The sequence below is a fragment of the Reichenbachiella carrageenanivorans genome, assembly GCF_025639805.1.
Taxonomy (GTDB): Bacteria; Bacteroidota; Bacteroidia; order Cytophagales; family Cyclobacteriaceae; genus Reichenbachiella; species Reichenbachiella carrageenanivorans.
Genome location: NZ_CP106735.1, coordinates 2390700 through 2413980 on the forward strand (window position 1 = coordinate 2390700; position 23281 = coordinate 2413980).

The following is a 23281-nucleotide window of genomic DNA, read 5'->3' on the forward strand; positions in this document are numbered from 1 at the left end:
CAGCTATTCTTTAAGGTCAAAATCAAAGTAAGCCTTCGCGTTGTGATAGCATATGTCTTTTACCATCTGGCCGAGGAGGGGAATATCGTGTGGCAGTTCGCCGTTTGCTACATCTGTGCCGAGCAGATTGCAAAGGATACGGCGGAAGTACTCGTGTCTGGGGAAAGACAAGAAGCTGCGCGAGTCGGTGAGCATGCCTACAAATCGGCTAAGCAAGCCCATGTTCGACAGGGAGTTCATTTGTGCTTCCATGCCAGTTTTTTGATCCAAAAACCACCAGCCCGTGCCGAACTGGATTTTGCCTACGGTCTCCCCGTCGTTGAAGTTGCCAGCCATAGTAGCCATCAGGTCGTTGTCGCGAGGATTGAGGTTATATAGTATCGTCTTGGCCAGTTGGTTGGAATCATCCAGTTTATTCAAAAACTTAGACAAAGCCACCGCATGGTTGAAGTCGCCAATAGAATCGAACCCCGTGTCTGGACCGAGCTCTCGGAGACCACGATCGTTGTTGTTGCGAAGCGCACCTAGGTGAAACTGCTGTGTCCAGCCTTTGGCGTGGTACATTTTGCACAGTTCGAGTAGGAGGTGAGCTTGTAGTGCCGCCACATCGGCTTCCGCCAAATTTTGTCCACCTCTTACCTTAGCAAACAGGCGATCTACAGGAGCAGACTCGTCGAGTAGCGGTATGGTATTGAAGCCCAAGTCGGACAATCTGCCGCCCAACTGATGGAAATAGTCCACTCGGCTTTGTAGCGCGCTCAATAGATCGTCCAAATTCACGATCTGAGTATTACAGACACTGGCCAGTTGATCTAGGTAGCTGTTGTAGCTCTCAGCATGATCCACACCCAATGCCTTGTCTGGTCTGAACGACGGGAAGACATTGAGACTGGAGGAGGAATTTTGCACTTGTTTGTGATAGCGCAGGTCATCTATAGGGTCGTCTGTAGTACAGACTACTTCTACGTTCATTTTTTTGAGGAGCCCTTGACAGGAATAGGCAGAGGACTGCAGTTGCTCGTTGGCTGCGGTATAGATGTGGGCGGCGGATTTTCCGTCGAGCAAGTCTGAGATACCGAAGTAGCGCTGGAGTTCGAGGTGTGTCCAGTGGTAGAGCGGGTTTCTCAAGGTATAAGGTACCGTCTCAGCCCACTTCTGAAACTTCTGATCATCTGGCGCTTCACCTGTAATGTATTTTTTGTCAATCCCATTGGCACGCATCGCTCGCCATTTGTAATGATCGCCACCGAGCCATGCTTCTGTGATATTGCTAAACTGATGGTCTTCGGCGATATACGCTGGGATGAGATGATTGTGGTAATCTATAATAGGCATATCCGCCGCATAGTCGTGGTACAACTCTTCAGCGACTGTATTAGCTAGTAAAAAGTCTTTGTCTAAAAAATTCTTCATCTTGTTTTCTTCTACTTGACGTGGAGGGTATCACACGTCAGAATTCAACCTTTCTTACATACTGTTTGTGATCTTCAAGATTAGCTGATATTGGTACTCAGGGCTATTCACCAATTACCATTCTCTATTCAGTATTTATAGAAGAGCTCGCCAGAATCTTGAAATAATGATTAAATCAGGTTTGTTTCCACTAGATAGTAGAGTCGCAGTCGAACCCTTTTTAGCCGTTTGTTGGGCTATGTTGCCATCGATAAAAGGGGGGGGCTGATGAGACTGTTTTCTATTTATTTCACTATATTATTGTAATCTTTTTCAGAAGTAATGCCGTCTGATAAAGGAAATAATCACCCTCCATCTTTCCTAAGCCGTGTTTTTTCCACCTTTCCAAAAAATGCTAGGCATATGTTAAGTATTGAATATTGATTCGGTCATCATCTGATCAGATTTGAATATTCCGAATTGTATCCGGCCAGACTGAAGGACACAACGAGGAGCTTAACATAAGTCAAACTAAATAAGATGATATGTACACAAAATTACGCATGTATTGTTCTTCTCAGGTGAGGAGGAAATTTTACTTGGGACTCATGTCTCTACTGGTTTCTACAGTAGCCATGTCCCAGAGTACAGTGACCGGAGTGGTGACTGGTCCAGATGGCGAGAGCCTTCCGGGAGCCGCAGTAATTGCAGAAGGTACCACGGCAGGAGCGGTGACCGACCTAGAAGGTAAGTATACCTTAGCCGTTCCGGAGGAAGCTACCAACCTTAAGATCAGTTTTATTGGATACGCAGCTCAGTCTGTAGTCATTGGTAGTCGTACGACCATCGATGTGGTACTACAAGAAGACAATGAGATGTTGAGCGAGGTGGTGGTGATTGGATATGGTACACAAAAGAAAAGCGATCTGACTGGTGCTATTGTAGGCGTAGATGATCAAGTGATCAACGAACGTGGTGTTACCAGCCCTATGCAAGCCCTACAAGGCAGTATAGCTGGTGTGCAGGTAGGCAATTCCACAGGACGCTTGGGCGATGGTTTTAATGTTACCATTCGAGGAAAAAACACCTTGACTAGTGAAGATAATTCGTCGGCTGCAGCCCCATTGTATGTAGTGAATGGTGTGGTGGTAGACAATATCGACTTCCTAAACCCACAAGACATTGCCAGTATGGATGTATTGAAAGATGCAGCCTCGGCAGCTATCTATGGATCTCGAGGGTCTAACGGTGTGATCCTAATCCAAACCAAAGGCGGAGTGAATGTGCCTAGCGGTACTACGTTCTCTGTAGAATCTTATTACGGATTCAAAGAAGCCACAAGACTGCCAGAAATGATGAGCTTAGCCAAATGGAAAGAATACCATACAGGTGCTTATATGGCAACTACCAAAGATTACGATTTGCTCACGCCAGAGGAGTATTATGGTACCAAAGTAGTGTCTGATGGTTCTAACTCAGTCTTGAGAAGGCGTTTTGACGAACTCGACGGATTTGATTGGTATGATGCTGTGCTTCAGTCTGGCACACAGTCTAACAATCACATTTCTATGAATCATAGAGATGGAGGGTCGTCTTACTCTTTAGGCTTGGGGTATCAAAACGAAACAGGCAACATCACCAATGAGTCTTTGGATAAGTACACCATCAGGGGTAGTATAGATCAAGAAATCGGCAAAAAATTCAAAGTAGGTGCTAGTTATTCTTCTTCACTTATGAACAATGAGCGAGGCAACCCTAACGCCATGCAGGATGCTTTCCGTCTGAATCCTTTTCTTTCACCTTGGGCTATCGATGCCAATGGAGATGAAATCGTAGGAGAGTTGTTCAATCAACCAGGAAAACTGCTGTACCCTGATGGTACGAGAGCCATCGATAAGACGAGTACATTTAATCCGCTATTGGAAATCGCCAATGCTACAGACAATACCAGACAGTGGAACAACATTGGGAATATGTATTTGCAATACCAAATCACCGATTGGTTGAAAGTAAAATCTTCCTTTTCTACAGGATACAAGTCTTATAGAAGAGGTAAGTATTGGGGAGCGAGAACCGACATAGGATCTAAGAACGGGTTTTTGCCTTCTTCAGAGTTGAAAAATTTCGAGAACTTCAATTATGCATGGGACAACCAAGTGGACGTGACCAAGACGATCGGCAGCATGCATACTTTCAATTTTATGGGGCTACAGAGTATCTATGTAGACCGTACAGAAAGTTCAGAAATGTCTTCTTTGCAGCAGCCATTCGAAACAGGTTTCTATAATCTAGGTTCTGGACAGCAGAGTACTTATAACGTGAGCAACTATTTTAGAAAGAGTCAGTTAGCTTCGTTTGCCATGCGATTAAACTATGTATTGGCCGACAAGTATATCTTTACGGCGACCAATCGCTGGGATGGCTCTTCGCTCTTGGCTGAAGGTAGAAAATGGGAGTCGTTTCCATCCATTTCTGCCGCCTGGAAAATCGGTAACGAGGCCTTCCTAAAAGGAAACGCTGTAGTTTCTGATTTGAAATTGAGAGCTAGCTACGGTACCACTGGCAACAATAACATAGCGCCATATGCTTCGGTAAACACCCTAGATCAACAAACTTATTATGATTTCAATGGCTCATCTGCTAATGGCTGGGTGCCAAAAAACCTAGCAAATAAGTTCTTGACTTGGGAGAAAACGAAAGAATTCAACCTTGGATTGGATTACGGGTTCTTCAATCATAGAGTCACAGGTAGCATCGACTGGTACACACGTACTTCGGATGAGCTACTTGTAGAGCAGCAATTGCCACTCGAAACAGGCTACCCTGCGATTACTGCCAATGCAGCATCTGTGAAAAACACTGGAGTAGAGGTGATGTTGAGCACGGTCAATGTACAAACGACTAAGATCAGATGGGAAACAATCTTCACCTTTGGGGCGAATAAAAATACAATAGAGTCGATTTACGGACAGTCGGAAAACGACGATGTTGGAAACAACTGGTTTATTGGAGAATCTATTGATTCGCACTACAACTACAAGTTTGATGGCATATGGCAAGCAGACGAAAAGGACTTGGCTACTCTTTACAACCAAACAGAAGGACAAGCCAAGGTGGTAGATGTAAACAACGACGGTGTGATCGACCCTACCGACGATCGAATGATATTGGGCTCGTCTGATCCGAAGTGGACAGGTGGTTTGATTTCTAGATTGAATGTGGGAAACTTTGATTTGAACATTACGGTGTATGCTAAGCATGGATCGCTGGCTTTTAGCAACTTTCACAGAAACTTCGAAGACGTAACAGATAGAGGTCGTCAGAAAGCCAACATAGACAGCTGGTATATCCCGGCCAACAATGTGGGGGTTCCTGCACAAGCATCCAACACTTACCCGCAGCCAAGAAACGGTGGGACTTACTGGGAAAACGAACTGGTGGGTTATTACAAAGACGCTTCATTTGTTAAAATCAACAATATTTCATTGGGCTATACTTTGCCAGATGCATTGTTAGAAAAACTGAGACTTCAGCAGTTTAGAATTTATGTAAACGTGCTGAACCCATTCACTTTCACTGATTACAACGGATGGGATCCAGAGTGGGCCGAGGCTTCATTTGGTTCTGGTCGTGTGAGTACGATGACTACTCAGTTGGGTCTAAGTCTAAAATTTTAAATTAAAGAGACATGAAAAATATTATTTCAATACTAGCACTGACATTACTTTTTCTAGCAGGTTGCGAAAGTTTCTTAGAAGAAGAAAATAAGTCGAACGTGACAGCAGAGGAGTTTTATGTCACAGAAGAAGGATACTCTGCATTGATAAATGCCAACTATTCGGCTCTGAGAGAGATATATGGAGATTTTGCTTGGCTGTTTTGCGCAGGTACAGATATGTACTCAGAAGGCAGGGATTCCGAGCCAGTAGGCTTGAGCCGATATTCTAATTTAAATTCTTCGTCTGAAGGGGTAGATCATTTGTACAAAACATGCTTTACAGCAGTACAAAGAGCCAATACGGCGATATACTATGCTTCATTGACAGAGCCTACAGCTGATCTGGATCAAAGAGTGGCAGAAATGAAAGCTTTGAGAGCACATGCCTACTTCCTATTGGTACAGACTTATGGAGGCGTGCCTTTGATCACAGATTTGATTGCAGATGCTATTGTAACTTTCGATAGAAGCAGTGCTGAAGATATCTATACGCAAATCGTAACAGACCTTACTGAGGCATTGCCAGTAGTGAGTGCTGGAGCATTCGATGGTAGAGTCAATCAGAAAACAGTTCAGTTCTTATTAGCCAAAGTACTTTTGACAAGAGGGTATGAAAGTTTTGCAGGTGCTACTGATTTTGCAGATGCGGCTGCTTATGCTGATGCAGTTATAGGTGGACAGGCACTCGACATTCCTTTCAACGACTTATGGTTGCCTACTAACGAAATGAATGCAGAAACGATTTTTTCTGTGCAGTTTGATCAAGGCTCTACCAGCGCCGTACAAGGAGAGTTGGGCAACAGACAGCAAAACTTCTTCGGTTCGTACACTGGAGGAACAGAAGTGGCAGGCAAAGCGCCTTATAAAAGCTACAACCTGTGTCCTAACAATTTTGCTCTGAGCCTCTTTGAGCAAGGAGACGAAAGATGGGAAGGCACTTTTATGACTACCGTATATGATCGTTATTTTGATTATTTCGATGTAGAAGACAAGTCCACTCTGGATGTAGCGCATTTTTATGCACCAGCGTGGTACACCGCTGCAGATAAATTAGCCTTTACTACGGCCAATCCTGATGCGACTTATCATGACTATGGAACATACGATCCAGAAGGCGCTGATATCTCTGGAAACTGGGCGACGATTATCGTTAAAAAGTTTGATGACCCCAAGGCACAATTTGGCGCCAATGGCGACAAAGGAAGAACAAGTAATAGAGACGTAGTGATCGCCAGATTAGCTGATGCCTATTTGGTAGCTGCCGAAGCTTATTTGCAAGCGGGCGATGCGACTACAGGTTTAGCCAAGCTCAATGTGGTACGAGCCAGAGCCAACGTAGCCAACGCTACTGCTGGTGAATTCGATATCGATTACATCCTCGATGAGCGTGGTAGAGAGCTGCTAGGCGAGTACCACAGATGGTTTGATTTGAAAAGAACAGGTAAGCTTGTAGAGCGAGCAGCGGCGCATCACATGTGGATCGAAGCGTCCAATTTCGTAGGAAACGGAGGCGAAATGAAAGTCCTCAGACCTATACCACAGTCCGCTTTGGATCTCAATCAGAATAAGGATTTTGCCCAAAATCCAGCATATAACTAAAAGATCATGAAAAATATATTTTATTCAATTATAGCGTGTTTGGCACTCGCCATGGCAGTGTCATGCACAGACGATAATAACGGAATCGATCAACCCATAGTGATTGATTTAGATCAAATGCCTATCGATTTTGCTCCAGTAGACCTAGATGGCGAATGGACCAAGTTGACAGGAAGTGTATCCTCAGACGTAGATTTAGCTAAAGTTTCTTTCGTAGCTGTGTCTGGCGACAAAGAAGAAGCCTTTCAAGAGGTTTCTTCTTTCGATGGCGGAAGCAGGTCTTACGATTTTGAGGTAGAAGTGCCTTGGACTGTAGATGTAAGCTTTGTGAAAGTCATTGCCGAAAACACCACTGGCGATGTAGTAGAAATCTCCAGAAAAGTTTTGATCAAAGGCGGCCCAGTCATTGATATCGAAGCTACTGAGTTTGTGATTGATCTTTCGGTAAGTGCTAAAGATACTATTCAAGGGACAATCAAATCAGAATCAGGCTTGTCAGAAGTATTAATTACGGTGACTAAAAAAGGAGAAGAAAGCACATATAAAAAAATCAACCCGTCAGGGGCTGATGCCAACGAGCTGAATCTCTTTGAGATCATCACTTTCGATTTGGATCACGAGGCTTTCAATATTCTAGCTACTGATGCAAAAGGCAATACAGCCTCGCACGACATCACGGTATCTGTAGTAGAATCTCCTGTGTATACTATGTTTGCCTATAGCGATATCGAACTACATGGTACAGACAAAAGAAAAACAGGGGTGGATATTGGCGTGTCGCTGAGCGACGGTAAGTCGCATGCTTACGATCCGATCATAGCCGATGCCAATGGTTTGGATATCGACTTCATGATTTCGAGTGCTGATTCTGGCTCTCCTCAAGTGAGGTATTTCTCTCCTGCCACTGAGTATGGTGACAAATTTAAACTAGGTACTGAAGGAAATGCAGATATAGTATTGAACGATACTCAGTTTTCTAAACTGGACAGAGGAGATGCAGCCTTTTTTGCTGCGGCTACCGCCGAAAGTATACAAGCCATGTCTTTGACGGATGAAGGTGCAGATGCTACAGATATCCTCAAAGATATCAACCATGATGACAATGGTGTAGATATCATCAATGGCAAAGTAGTCTATTTCGAAACTGCTTGGGGCGCGCAATGCTTGGTGATGATCACAGAGACCATAGATAATAATGGAAATAGAAAAGGAGATAGCTACATGCTAGACTTCAAAGTAGTCTACCAGACTAACTAAGAATGAAACACCAGCTGGGATGCGAGTCCTGGCTGGTTATTTTTCTCATTTCGACTAAATGTTATCTATCATGCGATTTTTTCAAATCTGCCTGCTAGCGCTGTGCCTTATGGCGTGCCAGCCAGAGCAATATACCCTACATCTTATTGGCGATTCTACCATGGCCAATAAACTCAATCCTGCAACTAACCCTGAGAGGGGATGGGGACAGGTATTGCCAGAATACTTCACTGATCAGGTAGAGGTAATCAATCATGCGGTGAATGGACGGAGCAGCAAAAGCTTCTATACGCTGGGGCATTGGGCCAAGGTCGACGTACAGCTACAGGCTGGAGATTACCTCTTAATCCAATTTGCTCACAACGACGGAAAAATGACAGATAGTGTCCGTTTTACCAACCCATATACAGGCTATAGAGCTTATCTTAATTTTTATATCAATGAAGCAAGAAAAAAGGGAGCCATTCCAGTCTTGCTTACTTCAGTAACTCGAAGAAAATTCAATAAGCAGGGAAGTTTAATCGATACGCACGCACCTTACACAGAGGTCATGCGAACCATTGCCAGAGAACAAAAAGTCGATTTGGTAGATATGCAAATGCTGTCAGAAGCAGCCATCAAAAACCTTGGGAAAGAACCCTCCAAGGCCATGTATCTGTGGTATGAGGTTGGGGAGCACCCATATTATCCAGAAGGGATCACAGACAATACTCATTTTAGTGTGGCAGGAGCCCACCTAATGGTTAAGCTGGCACTATCAGGTTTGGCAGCATATGACTTCCCTTTTCTGAAGGCACTCAATCAGCCACTTCCAGAGCCGCAAATAATAATAGGTAAGATATGATGAGCAAAACAACGTCTACATACCGCTTTTGCCTCTTGTTGTATGGCTGCTTGCTAGGTTCAAGTATGAGCTGGGCACAGCCCTTGGCTTTTCCTGGAGCCGAAGGGCATGGCAAGTTTGTGACTGGAGGCAGAGGAGGAGTAGTCATTTATGTTACCAACCTCAACGACGATGGGCCAGGTAGTCTACGCGAAGCCATCAAGCAAACAGGCCCTCGAACAATCTTATTTGCCGTGTCTGGCAATATAGAACTGCAATCCCGACTAGACATAAAGTCTGGTGATCTCACTATTGCTGGGCAGTCTGCTCCAGGCAGTGGTATTTGTATCCGCAATCAACAAGTCTCGATCAAAGCAGACAACGTAATCATTAGGTACATCCGCGTTAGACTAGGAGATCGGTCGGGTGTAGAGGCAGATTGCATAGGAGCAGTTCGCCATAAAGATATCATATTGGATCATTGCTCCTTCAGCTGGGCAACGGACGAAGTTGCCAGTTTTTATGACAATGAAAATTTTACACTTCAGTGGTGCCTCATTACAGAAAGCCTAGCGGAGTCTGTACATAAAAAAGGACGCCATGGTTATGGCGGAATTTGGGGAGGAAAAGGAGCCAGTTTTCATCATAATTTACTGGCACATCATACCAGCAGAAATCCCAGATTTTGTGGTGCACGCTATCACAAACAGCCCGAGAGAGAGCAGGTAGACTTCTGGAATAATGTCATTTACAATTGGCAGTTCAACACCGCCTATGGCGGAGAAGAAGGCAACCATCAAATGGTTAATAATTATTTCAAACCAGGCCCTGCTACACACAAGAGCAAGAAAGCTCGAATAGTAGCACCTTCAGAACCTTACGGTAAATATTATGTGTCTGGCAATGTCGTAGAGGGCGATTCTGTCATTAATGCAGACAACAGCAATGGGGTAGTGGGTGACGTGCCAGCGGAATTTTTGCCATTGAGCCCTATGTGGCCCATGCAGGAAGAGATAAGCTCAGCCGCTACAGCATATCCCGAAGTACTGGCCCATGCAGGAGCATCTTATGCGCGAGACGATTTAGATCAGCGTGTAATAGATGAAGTGCTAAACGGGCAAGCCTCTAAAGGCCCTAAAGGGGATGGTATCATCAATACGCCAAGTGAAGCAGGAGGATGGCCAGTACTCCTCTCCAAAAAAACTTTGAAAGACACCGATCAGGACGGCATGCCTGACGATTGGGAAGTAGCTAATGGATTGGATAGAAAAGATCCTTCTGATCAATCACGTGCAGATAGACACGACTACTATACCAACTTAGAAATGTATCTCAATGAATTAATCCTAAAATCAAGACCACATGAATAAGCTAATAAATGTACTCCTTTTAGTTATGCTTTCAGCCTGTAGCCAATCGGTCGGCGAAAGAGTAGAAACCATTGATGTGGCGAAGCCATTGACCATCTATGAGCAAATGGCTAATTCTGAAATCATCAGAAACCCTGATCCAAGGTTGCTGGATTTTAGGAAAGCCCCTAAATGGGAGTATTCCAATGGGCTGATCTGTAGCGCCATGCTCAAAACATGGCAGGCTACTGGTAATAAGAAATACTACGATTACGTGAGATATTATACGGATTCACTTATCAACCCAGATGGGAGTATCAAGACGTATCATAAAAGTGACTTCAATATCGACCGGGTCAACTCTGGTAAAATTCTATTCACATTATATGAAGAGACTGGCGACGAAAAATACCGGTTGGCCATAGATACACTTCGAGATCAAATGAGAGACCAGCCGCGTACGTCGGAAGGTGGGTTTTGGCACAAAAAAATATACCCATATCAGATGTGGTTGGATGGATTGTATATGGGATCCCCCTTTTTGGCACAATACGCCAAGGAGTTCAATGAGCCTGCATTGTTCGACGACGTGGCACTTCAAGTGGCTCAAATAGAGAAGCATACTTACCATGTCGATAAGCAATTGTATTACCATGGCTATGATGAAAGCCGTGACCAGCGATGGGCAGATCCTGTCACGGGTCTTTCGCCAAATGTATGGGGCAGAGCCATGGGTTGGTATGCTATGGCCTTGGTCGATATCTTGGATTTTTTCCCAGAAGATCATCCAAATAGAAAAGATATACTGGCCGCTATCGATCGTATGGCCGCAGGACTGATCAGATATCAAGATGACGAAACGGGATTGTGGTGGCAGATCATGGATAGACCTGGAGACAAAGACAACTACCTTGAGGCTTCTTGTTCAAGCATGTTTACCTATTTCTTCCTCAAAGCGGTAGAAAAGGGTTACCTACCTGCCGATCATAAAGCGGTGGCTGTCAAGTCTTATGAGGGTATAATGGCTCATTTCATTGAAACGAACGACGATGGTACGGTGAGCCTCACGACCAACTGTGCAGTAGCTGGACTGGGAGGCAATCCTTACAGAGATGCCTCCTACGAGTACTATGTAAACGAACCTAAACGAGACAATGACCCTAAGGGAGTGGGGCCATTTATCATGGCAGCTATTTTATACCAAAATCAGAAAGCAGCAGAAACTAACTAAGTATGAAGTACCTATTGACCTTATGGTGTAGTGTAATCTATGTGGCTAGTATGGCGTTGCCACAGGAGGGCAGCTATGATCTGATTGTAGGGCAGGATCAGTCTAGTGATTATCAAAGCATACAAGCGGCTATCGATGCCATTCCTGATTTTCGGAAAGCCGTTACTACCGTTTTTATCAAATCGGGAACCTACAAAGAAAAATTGGTTTTGCCAGCTTCCAAGGTTAATGTGACTTTCATTGGAGAAGATGCAGAGACAACCATTATCACCTTTGATAATTATGCAGATAAACTCAATTGTTTTGGAGAGAAAATGGGAACGTCTGGGTCGGCTAGTTTTTACGTGTTTGCAGATGGTTTCAATGCTGAAAATTTGACTTTCGAAAATACCGCAGGCCCAGTAGGGCAGGCAGTGGCTATACGTGTAGATGGCGATCGAGTTTTTTTCAAAAACTGCCGTTTTTTGGGCTATCAAGACACACTCTATACTTATGGGAAAAAGAGTCGACAGTATTATCTCAACTGCTACATCGAAGGCACTACAGATTTTATATTCGGAGCATCTCAGGCAGTATTTGATCGATGTACCATTTATTCAAAATCAGGAGGACACTACATCACCGCAGCCAATACGACTATAGAAGTAGCTTATGGTTATGTTTTTCTTCAATGCAAATTGGTAGGAGATGCGCCCAAACACGATGTGTACTTGGGTAGGCCTTGGCGAGACGACGCACGTACAGTATTCATTTCATGCGAAATGGCTGAACATATCAAACCAGAAGGTTGGCACAACTGGGGCAAGCGGTATGCAGAAAAAAGATCTTATTACGCAGAGTATCAATCTACTGGAGCAGGCGCCAATGCTGCACAACGAGTCAGTTGGTCACATCAGCTGACCGACAGTCAAAAAAATAGATATACTCTAGGTAGTGTGTTTGGGGATTGGAACCCAATAGATACAGAAATAGTGAAGCCATGATAGGCAAAACAGTAAACTAAATATGACGATGGTGAGTTTTAGGAAATTAGTAATGATCGGTCTGCTGACAACTTTGAGTGCAGCAGGTATCAACTATACAGGAGATACAGAAGGACAAGCCACAGATTGGCTGTATAAAGGAGTGGAGTTTGACATGCCCAAGGTACAAGAAACTACCTTTCCAGACTATCAAGTCAATGTCTCGGATTTTGGAGGCAAAGGCGACGGTCTTACCGACAATACTGAGGCTATTGCAGCAGCCATTGCGGATGTGTCTGGCAAAGGAGGAGGCAAAGTAGTGATAGCCAAAGGCATCTGGCTGACAGGACCTATTACCCTCAAAGACAATATCAATCTACATGTAGAGGCAGGTGCTTTGGTCTTGTTTTCTGATGATTTCGATAAGTACCCCCTCATTGCGACCAGCTTCGAAGGCTTGGAGACTTATCGATGTATATCACCTATTAATGGTAAAAACCTGACCAATATCGCCATTACTGGCCAAGGGATATTCGATGGGTCTGGCGACTCTTGGCGTGCAGTCAAGCGAAGTAAACTCACGATAGGACAATGGAATCAGAAATTGAAATCAGGTGGTGTACTCAGTGATGACAAGCAGACTTGGTATCCAAGTGAGAAGTCGAAAAAAGGAGATACTAATGGCAATTTTAATGTGCCAGACTATGAGACTATTGAAGAGTTTGAGGCGGTAAAAGACTTTATGCGCCCAGTCATGGTGAGCCTCATCAGTTGCAATCGCGTATTGCTCGATGGACCTACATTTCAAAACTCCCCAGCATGGAATCTACACCCACTAATGTGTGAAAATGTAATCCTTAGAAACCTCACTGTCCGCAATCCTTGGTATTCGCAAAATGGAGATGGGTTGGACTTAGAATCTTGCAAAAATGTGCTGGTGTATAACAATAGTTTCGATGTGGGCGATGACGCTATTTGTATCAAATCTGGAAAGGATGAAGATGGCTTAAAGAGAGGTATTCCTACACAAAACGTAATCATCAAAAACAATGTGGTGTATCATGGTCATGGTGGATTTGTAGTAGGAAGTGAGATGTCTGGTGGAGTCAAAAATATGCATGTGTCCAATTGTACTTTTATCGGTACCGATTGTGGGCTTAGGTTCAAAAGTACACGTGGCCGTGGAGGTGTAGTAGAAAATATATACATCTCAGACATTGATATGATAAATATAGCGGGTGAGGCTATCCGTTTCAATTTGTTTTATGGAGGAGAATCTCCTGTGTCTGAAGAGGGCGAGACGGGGGAAAATGTACAAAAAGCAGTGCCAGTGCCAGTGACGCGCACCACGCCATCTTTTCGCAATATTTATATGAAAAACATCACTGCAACAGGCTCTGGTGTTTCGGGATTTTTCCAGGGATTACCTGAGATGAAACTCCAAAACATCCAATTGGAGAATGTAAACTTAGAAGGAGAGCGAGGTATCACCATTATAGACGCCGAAGGCTTCGATTGGTCTGGCGTGAGTGTGAGTGTGACTAAAGGCAAGCCGATCACTTTATACAATACAAGTAAAATGAATTTTAATGGATTGTCTGTAGATGGGGTGCAGGGGAAGACTTTGATCAATGTGTATGGCGACAGTCAAGTAGAGTTTTCAAACACAAAAATAAAGCGCAATGAGATTTTTGTAGGTAGTGAAGTAGGTAAGAAAAATGTAAAAGTGAACAAATGAAAAGAATTGATCAAATTGCAAGAATGATAAAATTATTGCTTTTAGTGACGCTGTTTGGTGCCTGTGGCGAAGAAAGCGAGCAAGAGATGGAGGACATAGGAAAGACAATATATGCCGAATCTATCCAATTGACTGCGCAGGATCTGGTGACCGATACCCAGCGTCAAATTACAGTTGCTTTTCAGCCTGTGAATACAACTGACCAGTCGGTGAGCTGGGCCGTATCAGATGAGGCGATTGCGGAGATCTCAAGTACAGGCCTTCTGACAGCCAAGGCCAATGGCTCTGTCACGGTAACAGCCACGGCTAATGACAAAGGAATGGTGACAGGACAAGTGATTTTGAATATCACGAGTGTACTGCCCTCAGCCCATAATGACATTGATGTGTCTACAGTTGATGAACTCAAATCGGCACTAAATGTCGCAGAAGCAGGAGATGTCATCGTACTCGAAGGCGGTACATACACCATGACTGAAAGGATTGTACTAAATACATCTGGTACGGCTGCCGAATTTATTGTTGTGATGGCAGCAAGCACTACGGCAACAGAAAGGCCCGTTTTAGATTTTTCTAATTTGTCCGAAGGCCCGTCTAATCAAGGTATTCAGCTCAAAGGGGACTATTGGCATTTCAAAGGCATCGATATCCGCAAGGCGGGAGACAATGGTATGCAAGTCAAAGGCTCAAACAACATCATTGAGTTTTGCTCTTTTTATGAAAATTCAGATACAGGTTTGCAATTAGACGAAGGTGCAGCCGACAATTTGATCCTCAATTGTGATTCGTATTTCAATGCAGATTCTAAGGTTGAAAATGCCGATGGATTTGCGGCTAAGCTCACCGTGGGAAGCGGTAATAAATTTGTGGGCTGCAGGGCTTGGCAAAACCTCGACGATGGTTGGGATGGGTATCTTCGAGACAACGATAATGTAAAGACTACTTACGAAAACTGCTGGGCTGTGAAAAATGGTTTTTTGAAGTCTGGCACAGAGGGAGGAGGAGACGGCAATGGCTTCAAAACTGGAGGTAGCGACGGCAAGGATTTGACCCACAATGCTGTGTACAAAAATTGTATCGCTGCGGGCAATGTAAACGACGGATTCGATCACAATAGCAATCGGGGCACAGTGACTCTTCATAACTGTGGCGCTTACGACAATGGCACCAATTACAATTTTAGTTCTACTAACCCACTTTCCTATTTGGAGGTAAAAAACAGCGTGGCTGTAGGGACTGTAGGCAGCCTCAATGCCAGTACCAAAGACCTCAGCCACAACAGCTGGCAGTCGCCGCTGAGTGGGACTGCGGATGATTTTAAGCGCCTAGATATAGACTTATTGCTCGGCGACAGAAATGCAGACGGCAGTTTGCCTGCTGTGGATTTTATGAAACTAAAAGCGGAAAGTGACCTTATAGATGCTGGGGTTGATGTCGGGCTGCCTTTTGAAGGGACTGCGCCAGATGTAGGACCATTTGAGCAGGTCAATGAATAGCATAAGCATATGGATAAGGCGTATTTCAGTTTTGATTGTAATAGGCCTTTTTCTAGTTGTTACTTGTGCTGGGCAGTCTTACCCTAGAGATACGAGCTACACAGCTCAGAGCGCATTTCAGAAGTACAAACGACAGTTTCCGACAATTCAGCTAGCAAAGCCCTCCGAACCAGGTCGGGTCAGGGTTCTGAAAGATATTCCATATTCTTGGACAGGAAATCGTTTTTTGACGCTCGATATTTTTTCAATTGCGGAAGCAGAACCCAAACGGTTTCCCATGATTTTTATGATACACGGGGGCGGATGGAAGTCGGGTCACAAAAACATGCTGTATCCATTAGCCTCTGATTTAGCGCAAGCGGGATACCGGACTTGTGTGGTAGAATATAGGTTGTCACCTGAGTCCAAATACCCTGCAGCACTCAAGGACATCGCAATGGCTATGCAGTGGGTAGTGGCTCATGCCGATACACTGGCTGTAGACACTAGACAAATGGTGCTTTTGGGCTGCTCATCTGGTGCACAGTTAGCCACACTGTTGGGCGTGTCTAGTCTGTGGGAGGTACCTAAGGTGCAGGCGATTGTCAATCTTGATGGAATATTGGCATTTCATCACCCAGAGTCGCAAGAGGGCATCGCTGCCGCACAATGGCTTGGAGGTACCTATGAGGAAGTGCCTGATCGTTGGGAGGAGGCTTCCCCACTGCATCACGCAGATGAAAATGACCCACCTATTCTGTTTGTTCACAGTCAGTACCCGAGATTTCAAGCGGGCAGAGACGATATGATGACGAAGCTACAAAATGAACAAATAAAAGTGTATGAATGGCCAAATTCGCCCCATGCCTTCTGGTTATTCGATCCTTGGTTTGCACCTACAGTAGCTTATATCGATGTGTTTTTAGCTCGTGTATTAGCTGATCAGGTAGACTGAAATGTTTTTTTTCCTATGTGAGTAATAGAAAATGTACAGTCTCAGTTATTGCTAGGGTTTTGGTGATTATTGAATAATCGATTAGGGAGCAGGCGTCTACTTTTGGTTTAATTAATAGGAATAATTACACTGAAAATGAAAATAAAATATTATTTGGGAGTTGCCCTTGCAGGCTTGATCGCTGGGTGTGGATCTAATGCACAAACCAACCAAAAAGTAGACGATGGGTTCATCATTCAATTGCGTAACCCCATGGTGAAAAACAGGAACGAAATGGTGGTCTTGTCTGACCCTAATTTATTTGTCAATTCGCTTGCGCCTGGTGCAGTTACTATCAAAAGCAACGCAGCAGAGCTTGTAGATGTCGATGGAGACAGCAAAGCAGATCGCTTGATTATGAATCTGGATCTGAGCGCAGAGGCTTCTTTGTCGATGGCATGGCCGACTGATATTGAAAGAGAAGTTATGCCAGTCAAAAAAACACAAGCTGAAATCTCTCACAAAGTAGGAGGAGAGTGGCAAGGTAGAAAGTATATAGGAGGCGAATTTCTGAATGTGGACTATCTGCGTGTACCCGATGAGCATACCGACCATTCTTATTTCATTAGATACGAGGGGCCAGGTTTGGAAAACGACCTGATTGGCTATCGATTTTATCTCGATTGGAGAAATGCGATGGATATCTTCGGCAAACGAGTAGATACGCTTGTGCTGCAGGTAGTGGGGCAAGATGGTTTCGATTCTTATCATGAAAATGCTCCATGGGGGATGGACATTCTCAAAGCAGGTAAGTCGCTCGGCATTGGAGCTATTGGTCAATACATCGATGGTAAAGTTGAACACTTTAAACAAACCGATTCGGTAACCTGTGAGATTGTAGCAGATGGCTTACTGTCTGCCGCAGTAGAAACGAAATATTATGGCTGGCAGACTTCCAACAAGACCTGCAATTTGACCTCACTAATGACTATCGAAGTGGGGGATCGTTCGGTTTGTCATCAGCTGACTTTCGATCATCCTATCGAAGATTTTTGTACAGGAATCGTAAAGCACGACTCAGCTACAAGTTTTACATCCTTGGTGGGGTCTAGTGGATGGGCTTACTTAGCCACTTATGGCAAGCAAAGCCTCTCCAATGACAAGTTGGGGTTGGCCATTTTTTATAACACCAAAGATGTATCGGAGGTGTTAGATTCGTCTTATGATCACTTGATCGTGTTCAAACCTGTGGATACGCTCAGCTATTACCTGTTAGGTGCTTGGGAGCAAGAGGAAAATGGTGTAGGTAGCATGGAGGAGTTTCAGCAATACCTAGACGACAAACTGGTGCGATTGAATCAGCCAATAGAAATAACAATCAACTAATCATGAATATGAAGTTATTGAAAGAAAAATTAGCCCTAGGCTGTCTGTTATATGGTTTAGTGATTGGTCATGTTAAGGCACAGGAACGTTCCGTTCCGGCCTTAGACCTGTCCGATTGTGTACGTACTTATGATCCTGCAATAGCTTCGACGACTAAAGTTGGTCACCAGTTTTGGTTTGTAGATAAGCAATTTTTGGATGGGCGCACACTCAAGTTGAGTGCAGTAGCACCAGGCAAAGCTACGCATCCGCCACATCAGCACGAGGAGGATGAGTTTTTTTTAGTGCTCGAAGGGCGAGCAGAGTTTTTCCTTGACGGAAAAACCAAAGTGGTGGAGCCTTACACCACGCTGTATTGTCCCCCATTTTCTATGCATGGCATTCGGAATGTGGGCGAGGTAGAACTCAAATATTTGGTAATTAAAAAGTATAAGCTAGGAGAATAATTAGCTTTTGCTCTGCTCTGCAAACTGAGTGGGAGTAACTCCAAATTCATTTTTGAATGCCCGAGTAAAGGAATTGGGCAAGTCATAACCCACCATGTAGCCAACCTCAGATACGTTGATTTTGTTTTGTTCTAGCAATTGTTTTGCACGAGTCAGACGGAAGGATTTGAGTAGTTCCATGGGTTTTTTGTCTGTGAGCTGCTTCACTTTTCTAATAAAGTGCATATGGCTCATGCCAATCATATTACACATCTTTCCAATGTCGAATTGAGCATCAGATACATGAGTTTCCATCAAGGAAGCTATGTTTTCTAAGAAAGCCTCATCTACAGAGGTTACTTGGATCTCCTTGGGTTTAAATCGTAAGTCGGCAGCAAATCGTTGCTTCATTTCATCGCGAAATTCCAGCAAATTGTTCACGCGAGCCAGTAGCAACTCTGGCAAGAAGGGCTTTACAATATACGAATCTGCCCCAGACTCATAGCCAGAGATGCGCTTTTCATCTAGCGCTAGCGCAGTGAGTAAGATCACGGGCAAGTGGCTGGTGGTAGGGTTTGCTTTTACTTGATCACAAAACGAAATACCATCTAGTTCGGGCATCATGATATCACTGATGATCAAATCTACATACTCCCGATCGAGCAGGTCGAGACCAGCTTGTCCGTTGTCGGCCTGTAATACCACATAGTTTTCTTGTAGCAAGCTGGTGATAAAGAAGCGCATGTCTTCGTTGTCTTCTACCACGAGTATGCGTTTGCTTTCATTATTGGTAGAAGTAGTTGAGTTTTTTAGCGGTACTTCGGCAGCTAGCAGACTAGCATCTACTGTCTCTCCTAGTTTGAAGTCACCCCATTCTGGACGGGCAGCTTCGGGTCGCATATTTTCAGGTATATACACGGTGAAAGTCGTGCCTTTGCCTGGCGTACTTTGATAAGTGATTTTACCTTGATGAAACTCGACCAGATCTTTGATGTATGAGAGCCCTATACCGCTGCTTTCTTGTAGCTCATTTTTGATAGGGGCTTTCCCCACACTAAACCTTTCGAACAAATGGTCTTGTAAGTCTTGATCTATGCCTGTACCATCGTCGCTCACGATCATGCGCACATACTGACTAACGCCACCCGTTCCATCATCCTTGAGCAATTTCACGTTGATTTTTCCATTGGCAGATGTGTATTTCATTGCGTTGGATAGCAAGTTGAATAGAATCTTTTCTATTTTGTCCTGATCAAAATAGAGGGTTAGTTTTTCAAAATCGGACTGAAATCCTAGTCGAATTTCCTTTTCTATGGCCTTGTTGGTAAACAGGTTTTTGGTGTCTCTGACAAACTCGACTAAATCCGTTTGGTGCAGCTGTAGCTCTAGTGTTCCAGATTCTATTCTGCGGATTTCGAGTAATTGATTTATGAGTTTTTGTAGGCGGAGGGCATTTTTCTTAATCAGATTATAGAAGCTGAATTCATTAGACTTGGCATCAGATTGAGAGGTGAGCCGCTCGATAGGCCCTAAGATCAAACTAAGTGGGGTTCTAAATTCATGTGTGATATTGGTGAAAAACCTCATTTTGGCCTGAGAGAGTTGATCGATTTGCTGTATCAGCTCTTCGAGCGAATCTTTTTGCTTTTGAATTTGAACATTTTTGGTTTCAAGTTCTTCGTTTACGGTGTGAAGGGAACTGTTTAGTCTTTCTAGTATTTGTCTTTTTTTGATGATTTGATATTGGTAAAAACCAATAGCGATCAAGAAAGAAGAGATCATTAAAACAAACCAAACTTGTTTCCAAATCGGAGGCAAGACTACAAAAGAAACTGACGCTGGAGTTAGATCGATGTTTCCTTCCTTGTCCATCGCTCGAACCTCAAATAGATAGTGGTCGTCGTCTAGTCCAGTAAAAGTATGGCTATGCAGCGGAGTGAAAGGTGACCAGTCGCCTTTGTTTAGACGGTAAGAATAAAGCAGGTCGCTGGCTTCTGTTTTGTTGAAATAGTGTCTGCCAGACCAAAATACAGTGGTATTGCCTGATTGGTCTACTTCTTCGGAATAGATCTCGATGGCTGTCTCAGGTGCGATACTGTCTTTTACAAAACGATGGGTCATAAACTTGTCTTGCACCGTTTGGTTGGGCTTTTTGCCTGTGTATATTCGTCGTTTCCATTCGCGAAGAGAGCGGCTGATCCAGATTTCGCTCGATTGCCCTAGGTGAATAGAACCTCCTTCGTAGGATAGTGTGAGAGAAGGAGGGAAGGTGTTGTTGATCCAGAAGTCACCGTTGAAAAAACTATATCCACGGTCGGTTCCCAGCCAGATTTCAGTACTGTCTTTGACAGCCAGACTTATGATGTTGTTACTGATCAATCCGTTTTGGACGGAGTAGTTTTTCCAACCCCCTTGGGCTGTGTTTATGAAGAGTCCGTGCTGGCGAGAGGCTACATAGAGAATGCCATTTATGTCATTGCATACGTCATTCACATAGTTGTTTAGATCTGGTGTGTTCGTATAGTGCCATTGTCCACCATCAAATGCGCATAGCCCTGTGCCTCCTATCCATAAATTGCTGTCCCGTGTTTGTGCAATACCATAGGCATTGAGTTGGTTGAGACCCAAGGTTCGAGACCTGAAGTAGTTGAGTTGACGGTCACCGCTGTAGGGGTTTACGATTTGTACCAGGCCGCCCGTTTGGCCGAGTTCTAGAAAAACGTCGGTGCTTCCACCTACCCAGATAGATCCGTCTTGAGCTTCTATAATGGCTCGGTAATCGAGTCCCCAAGAGATGGAATCGATTAAGATATTGTTCCAGCGATTGTTGGAGAGGTAGCCTGCGCAAGCTTGTTCGTTTTGGCTACCTATAGCCCAGACAACATCCTTAGAATCGGCATAAAGGCTCACCGCGCCGTTCATCATGAGATGTTTTTGGTTGTATTTTTGCCAAACTTCTCCATGGTTGGATATGGCCTGTCCAGAAATATCCAAAAACCAATGGGTGCCATCCGATTGTGTACATTGGTAATTGAGGTTTTTGTAGGTTTTCCATTTTTCATCAGATAGATCCACGCGATAGACCTCAGACTGATAGCCTAGTACCCAGAGATCAGTCTCATGACCGGTATGCAATACGATGTGCCCCTGAGGGATATTGAGGGTTTGGGAGCTGTATTTGCTCCATTCTCCATTATGATCCATGGCGTATAAGTTGCCTATACCGCTCAGCCAGAGTTTGCCATCCTTGGTTTCTAGAATACTCTCGGAGTATTCGTCATCTCCGAATTGTTGACCGTAAGGTACCTCTTCCCATCGATGGTTTTTGTACCGGATAGCAGGTAGTCGGTTCGATTTGTTGATAATCCAAATGTCGCCATTAGACACCTTTAGAATTTTCTGTTCATAGCCCAGTTGTACGTGGTAGTATTTGCTAAAAAGATTGTAGTGGACTACTTGTTCGGATAGGATTTCCTTTTCGGAAAACATCATGATGTCGCCTTTTTCATCTTCTAATAAATAAGTTACTGCGATCCAGAGTTGGCCTGGTGATACTTCGAATACATCAGAGATATTGTCGAACTGTCCATGAATGAGGAGCGTAGAGGGGATTTCTACAAATTTAAAATTAGGCAGGTGGTCCTTTATATGGCTCCAGTTTTTTGCTGTGGTGAGTAGATAAGACTGGTCTGGTGTCACAAATACAGCACCGTGTGTGGTGCCACAGACCAGATTGCCACTGGCCAGTTGGATGATGGATTTGAAGTTGAATTGAATCTCTGCATGAGTTTGAAACAGATTTTTCCATTGGTCTTTAGCAAAGGTGAAAAGCCCGTCGGAAGTGGCAGCATAGATTTGGTCATTTTTATCTAAGAATACCTTTTGGACGGGAAGTCCGGATAGACCCTCTTTGTTGCCATAGGTGTGCCAGTCGAAGCCATTATAGGAAACTACACCAGAGTCTAACCCAAACCAGTATGTGTTGCTTTGCCGCGAAGAGGTCATGGACCGGACGCCTTTGTCGTCCAATTCAGGAAAGTAGGAGTAACGCCAATCCTCAAGCATTGGGTCTGCAAATTCTGGTTCATAACTTTCTTGTGCAGTGGCACATAAGGGTAGCCACACCATGACTAAAACCAATTTCCTCAAATCAACCATTTATCTGTTCCTACTGTAATTCTAAAACTACCCAGCTAGATGCATGACTACACCATTGGGCATGACTATGAATTGTAAAATACTTAATATGAATGTCTAAACTAAAATCAAAAAGAAAAATGAATATCGAATGTTGAATGCTGTATAGTCAGGGGCGGATCTGCCTATTTTCAGACAAAATAGTATGGGAAAGACAAGAAGCTCATGCGGTTATTCCCCACGCAGCAGCAATTCCCTGAAACTTTCTGTGTCATATTTGACCATACCTACACGTTTAGCTATGATTTTTCCTTTTGGAGAAATGACAAAAGTGGTAGGTATCGAAGAGCTGGCAAATACTTGCGGCAGAGGAGAGACCAACTGGTAGATAGGAAAGGTATAGCCCTTTCGCTCCATGAAGTTTTTTGCTTTGTCAAAATTTTTATCCTGACTGATCAGGACAAAGGCAACGTTTTCATTTTGCATCTTGAGGTATAGGTCATGGATGTCGGGCATTTCTGCTAAGCAAGGTGGACACCAAGTCGCCCAAAAGTTGAGAAAGATAGTTTTGCCTTTGAATTGGGTAAATGGCAGAGATTCATTTTGCTCGTTGAGGAGCTGAAAGTGGTAGGCTGCATCTGCTTGCTCATTTTCTTCTATGTGCTCAGGTCTCAATAACCCTGTAGTCAGAATGATTTGCTGGAGAAATCCGGCCACCTCTGTGTGAAGTCCTGTAAAATAGAGCGCACCTATTATACCCAAAATAATACCCCACTCTTTCAATAGTTTTTTCATAAAATTCTGTCATTCACTTCATTCCCACGCATGTGGAAAACTTCTTTGAACATATACAAA

General features: G+C 44.0%; 15 protein-coding genes. 12 read left to right on the forward strand and 3 right to left on the reverse strand.

Going from position 1 to position 23281, the window contains the following annotated elements:
• Positions 1-3: 3 nt before the first annotated feature.
• Positions 4-1413, reverse strand: a complete 1410-nt coding sequence (gene uxaC / locus N7E81_RS09480; RefSeq protein ID WP_263053045.1) for a glucuronate isomerase — start codon at positions 1411-1413, stop codon at positions 4-6.
• 524 nt (positions 1414-1937) lie between these two features.
• Here uxaC and N7E81_RS09485 point away from each other — a divergent pair.
• From N7E81_RS09485 to N7E81_RS09540, 12 genes are all read left to right on the forward strand, one after another.
• Positions 1938-5069 carry a SusC/RagA family TonB-linked outer membrane protein gene (locus tag N7E81_RS09485; RefSeq protein ID WP_263053046.1) on the forward strand — a complete coding sequence of 1044 codons (3132 nt, stop codon included), beginning with the start codon at positions 1938-1940 and terminating at the stop codon, positions 5067-5069.
• An 11-nt stretch (positions 5070-5080) separates the two neighbouring features.
• Positions 5081-6709 (forward strand): RagB/SusD family nutrient uptake outer membrane protein, encoded by a 1629-nt coding sequence (locus N7E81_RS09490; protein WP_263053047.1) that lies wholly within the window; start codon positions 5081-5083, stop codon positions 6707-6709.
• A 6-nt stretch (positions 6710-6715) separates the two neighbouring features.
• Positions 6716-7966: a hypothetical protein gene (locus tag N7E81_RS09495; protein ID WP_263053048.1), complete on the forward strand. Its 1251-nt coding sequence runs from the start codon at positions 6716-6718 to the stop codon at positions 7964-7966.
• Positions 7967-8036: 70 nt separating this feature from the next.
• Positions 8037-8810: a rhamnogalacturonan acetylesterase gene (locus tag N7E81_RS09500; RefSeq protein ID WP_263053049.1), complete on the forward strand. Its 774-nt coding sequence runs from the start codon at positions 8037-8039 to the stop codon at positions 8808-8810.
• Positions 8807-10159, forward strand: a complete 1353-nt coding sequence (locus N7E81_RS09505; RefSeq protein ID WP_263053050.1) for a pectate lyase family protein — start codon at positions 8807-8809, stop codon at positions 10157-10159. Before N7E81_RS09500 ends, N7E81_RS09505 begins: the two co-directional genes overlap by 4 nt.
• Positions 10152-11369, forward strand: a complete 1218-nt coding sequence (locus tag N7E81_RS09510; protein WP_263053051.1) for a glycoside hydrolase family 88/105 protein — start codon at positions 10152-10154, stop codon at positions 11367-11369. Before N7E81_RS09505 ends, N7E81_RS09510 begins: the two co-directional genes overlap by 8 nt.
• A 2-nt stretch (positions 11370-11371) precedes the next feature.
• Positions 11372-12352 carry a pectinesterase family protein gene (locus tag N7E81_RS09515; protein ID WP_263053052.1) on the forward strand — a complete coding sequence of 327 codons (981 nt, stop codon included), beginning with the start codon at positions 11372-11374 and terminating at the stop codon, positions 12350-12352.
• A gap of 22 nt (positions 12353-12374) precedes the next feature.
• Positions 12375-14069 carry a glycoside hydrolase family 28 protein gene (locus tag N7E81_RS09520; protein WP_263053053.1) on the forward strand — a complete coding sequence of 565 codons (1695 nt, stop codon included), beginning with the start codon at positions 12375-12377 and terminating at the stop codon, positions 14067-14069.
• Between the two features lie 23 nt (positions 14070-14092).
• A complete protein-coding gene (locus N7E81_RS09525; protein ID WP_263053054.1) occupies positions 14093-15565 on the forward strand; it encodes a right-handed parallel beta-helix repeat-containing protein in 1473 nt (490 codons plus the stop codon).
• Entirely contained in the window at positions 15558-16499 is a 942-nt protein-coding gene (locus N7E81_RS09530; protein ID WP_263053055.1) for an alpha/beta hydrolase, read from the forward strand. Before N7E81_RS09525 ends, N7E81_RS09530 begins: the two co-directional genes overlap by 8 nt.
• Positions 16500-16634: 135 nt before the next feature.
• Positions 16635-17864, forward strand: a complete 1230-nt coding sequence (locus N7E81_RS09535) for a DUF4861 domain-containing protein (protein WP_263049356.1) — start codon at positions 16635-16637, stop codon at positions 17862-17864.
• A gap of 2 nt (positions 17865-17866) precedes the next feature.
• On the forward strand, positions 17867-18310 hold the full coding sequence (locus tag N7E81_RS09540) for a cupin domain-containing protein (RefSeq protein WP_263049357.1): 444 nt from the start codon (positions 17867-17869) through the stop codon (positions 18308-18310).
• Here N7E81_RS09540 and N7E81_RS09545 read toward each other — a convergent pair whose 3' ends face one another.
• Positions 18311-22438, reverse strand: a complete 4128-nt coding sequence (locus tag N7E81_RS09545) for a hybrid sensor histidine kinase/response regulator transcription factor (protein WP_263049358.1) — start codon at positions 22436-22438, stop codon at positions 18311-18313.
• A 219-nt stretch (positions 22439-22657) separates the two neighbouring features.
• The gene (locus N7E81_RS09550) at positions 22658-23221 is read right to left on the reverse strand and encodes a TlpA family protein disulfide reductase (RefSeq protein WP_263049359.1); all 564 of its coding nucleotides are present in this window, start codon (positions 23219-23221) and stop codon (positions 22658-22660) included.
• Between the last annotated feature and the right edge of the window lie 60 nt (positions 23222-23281).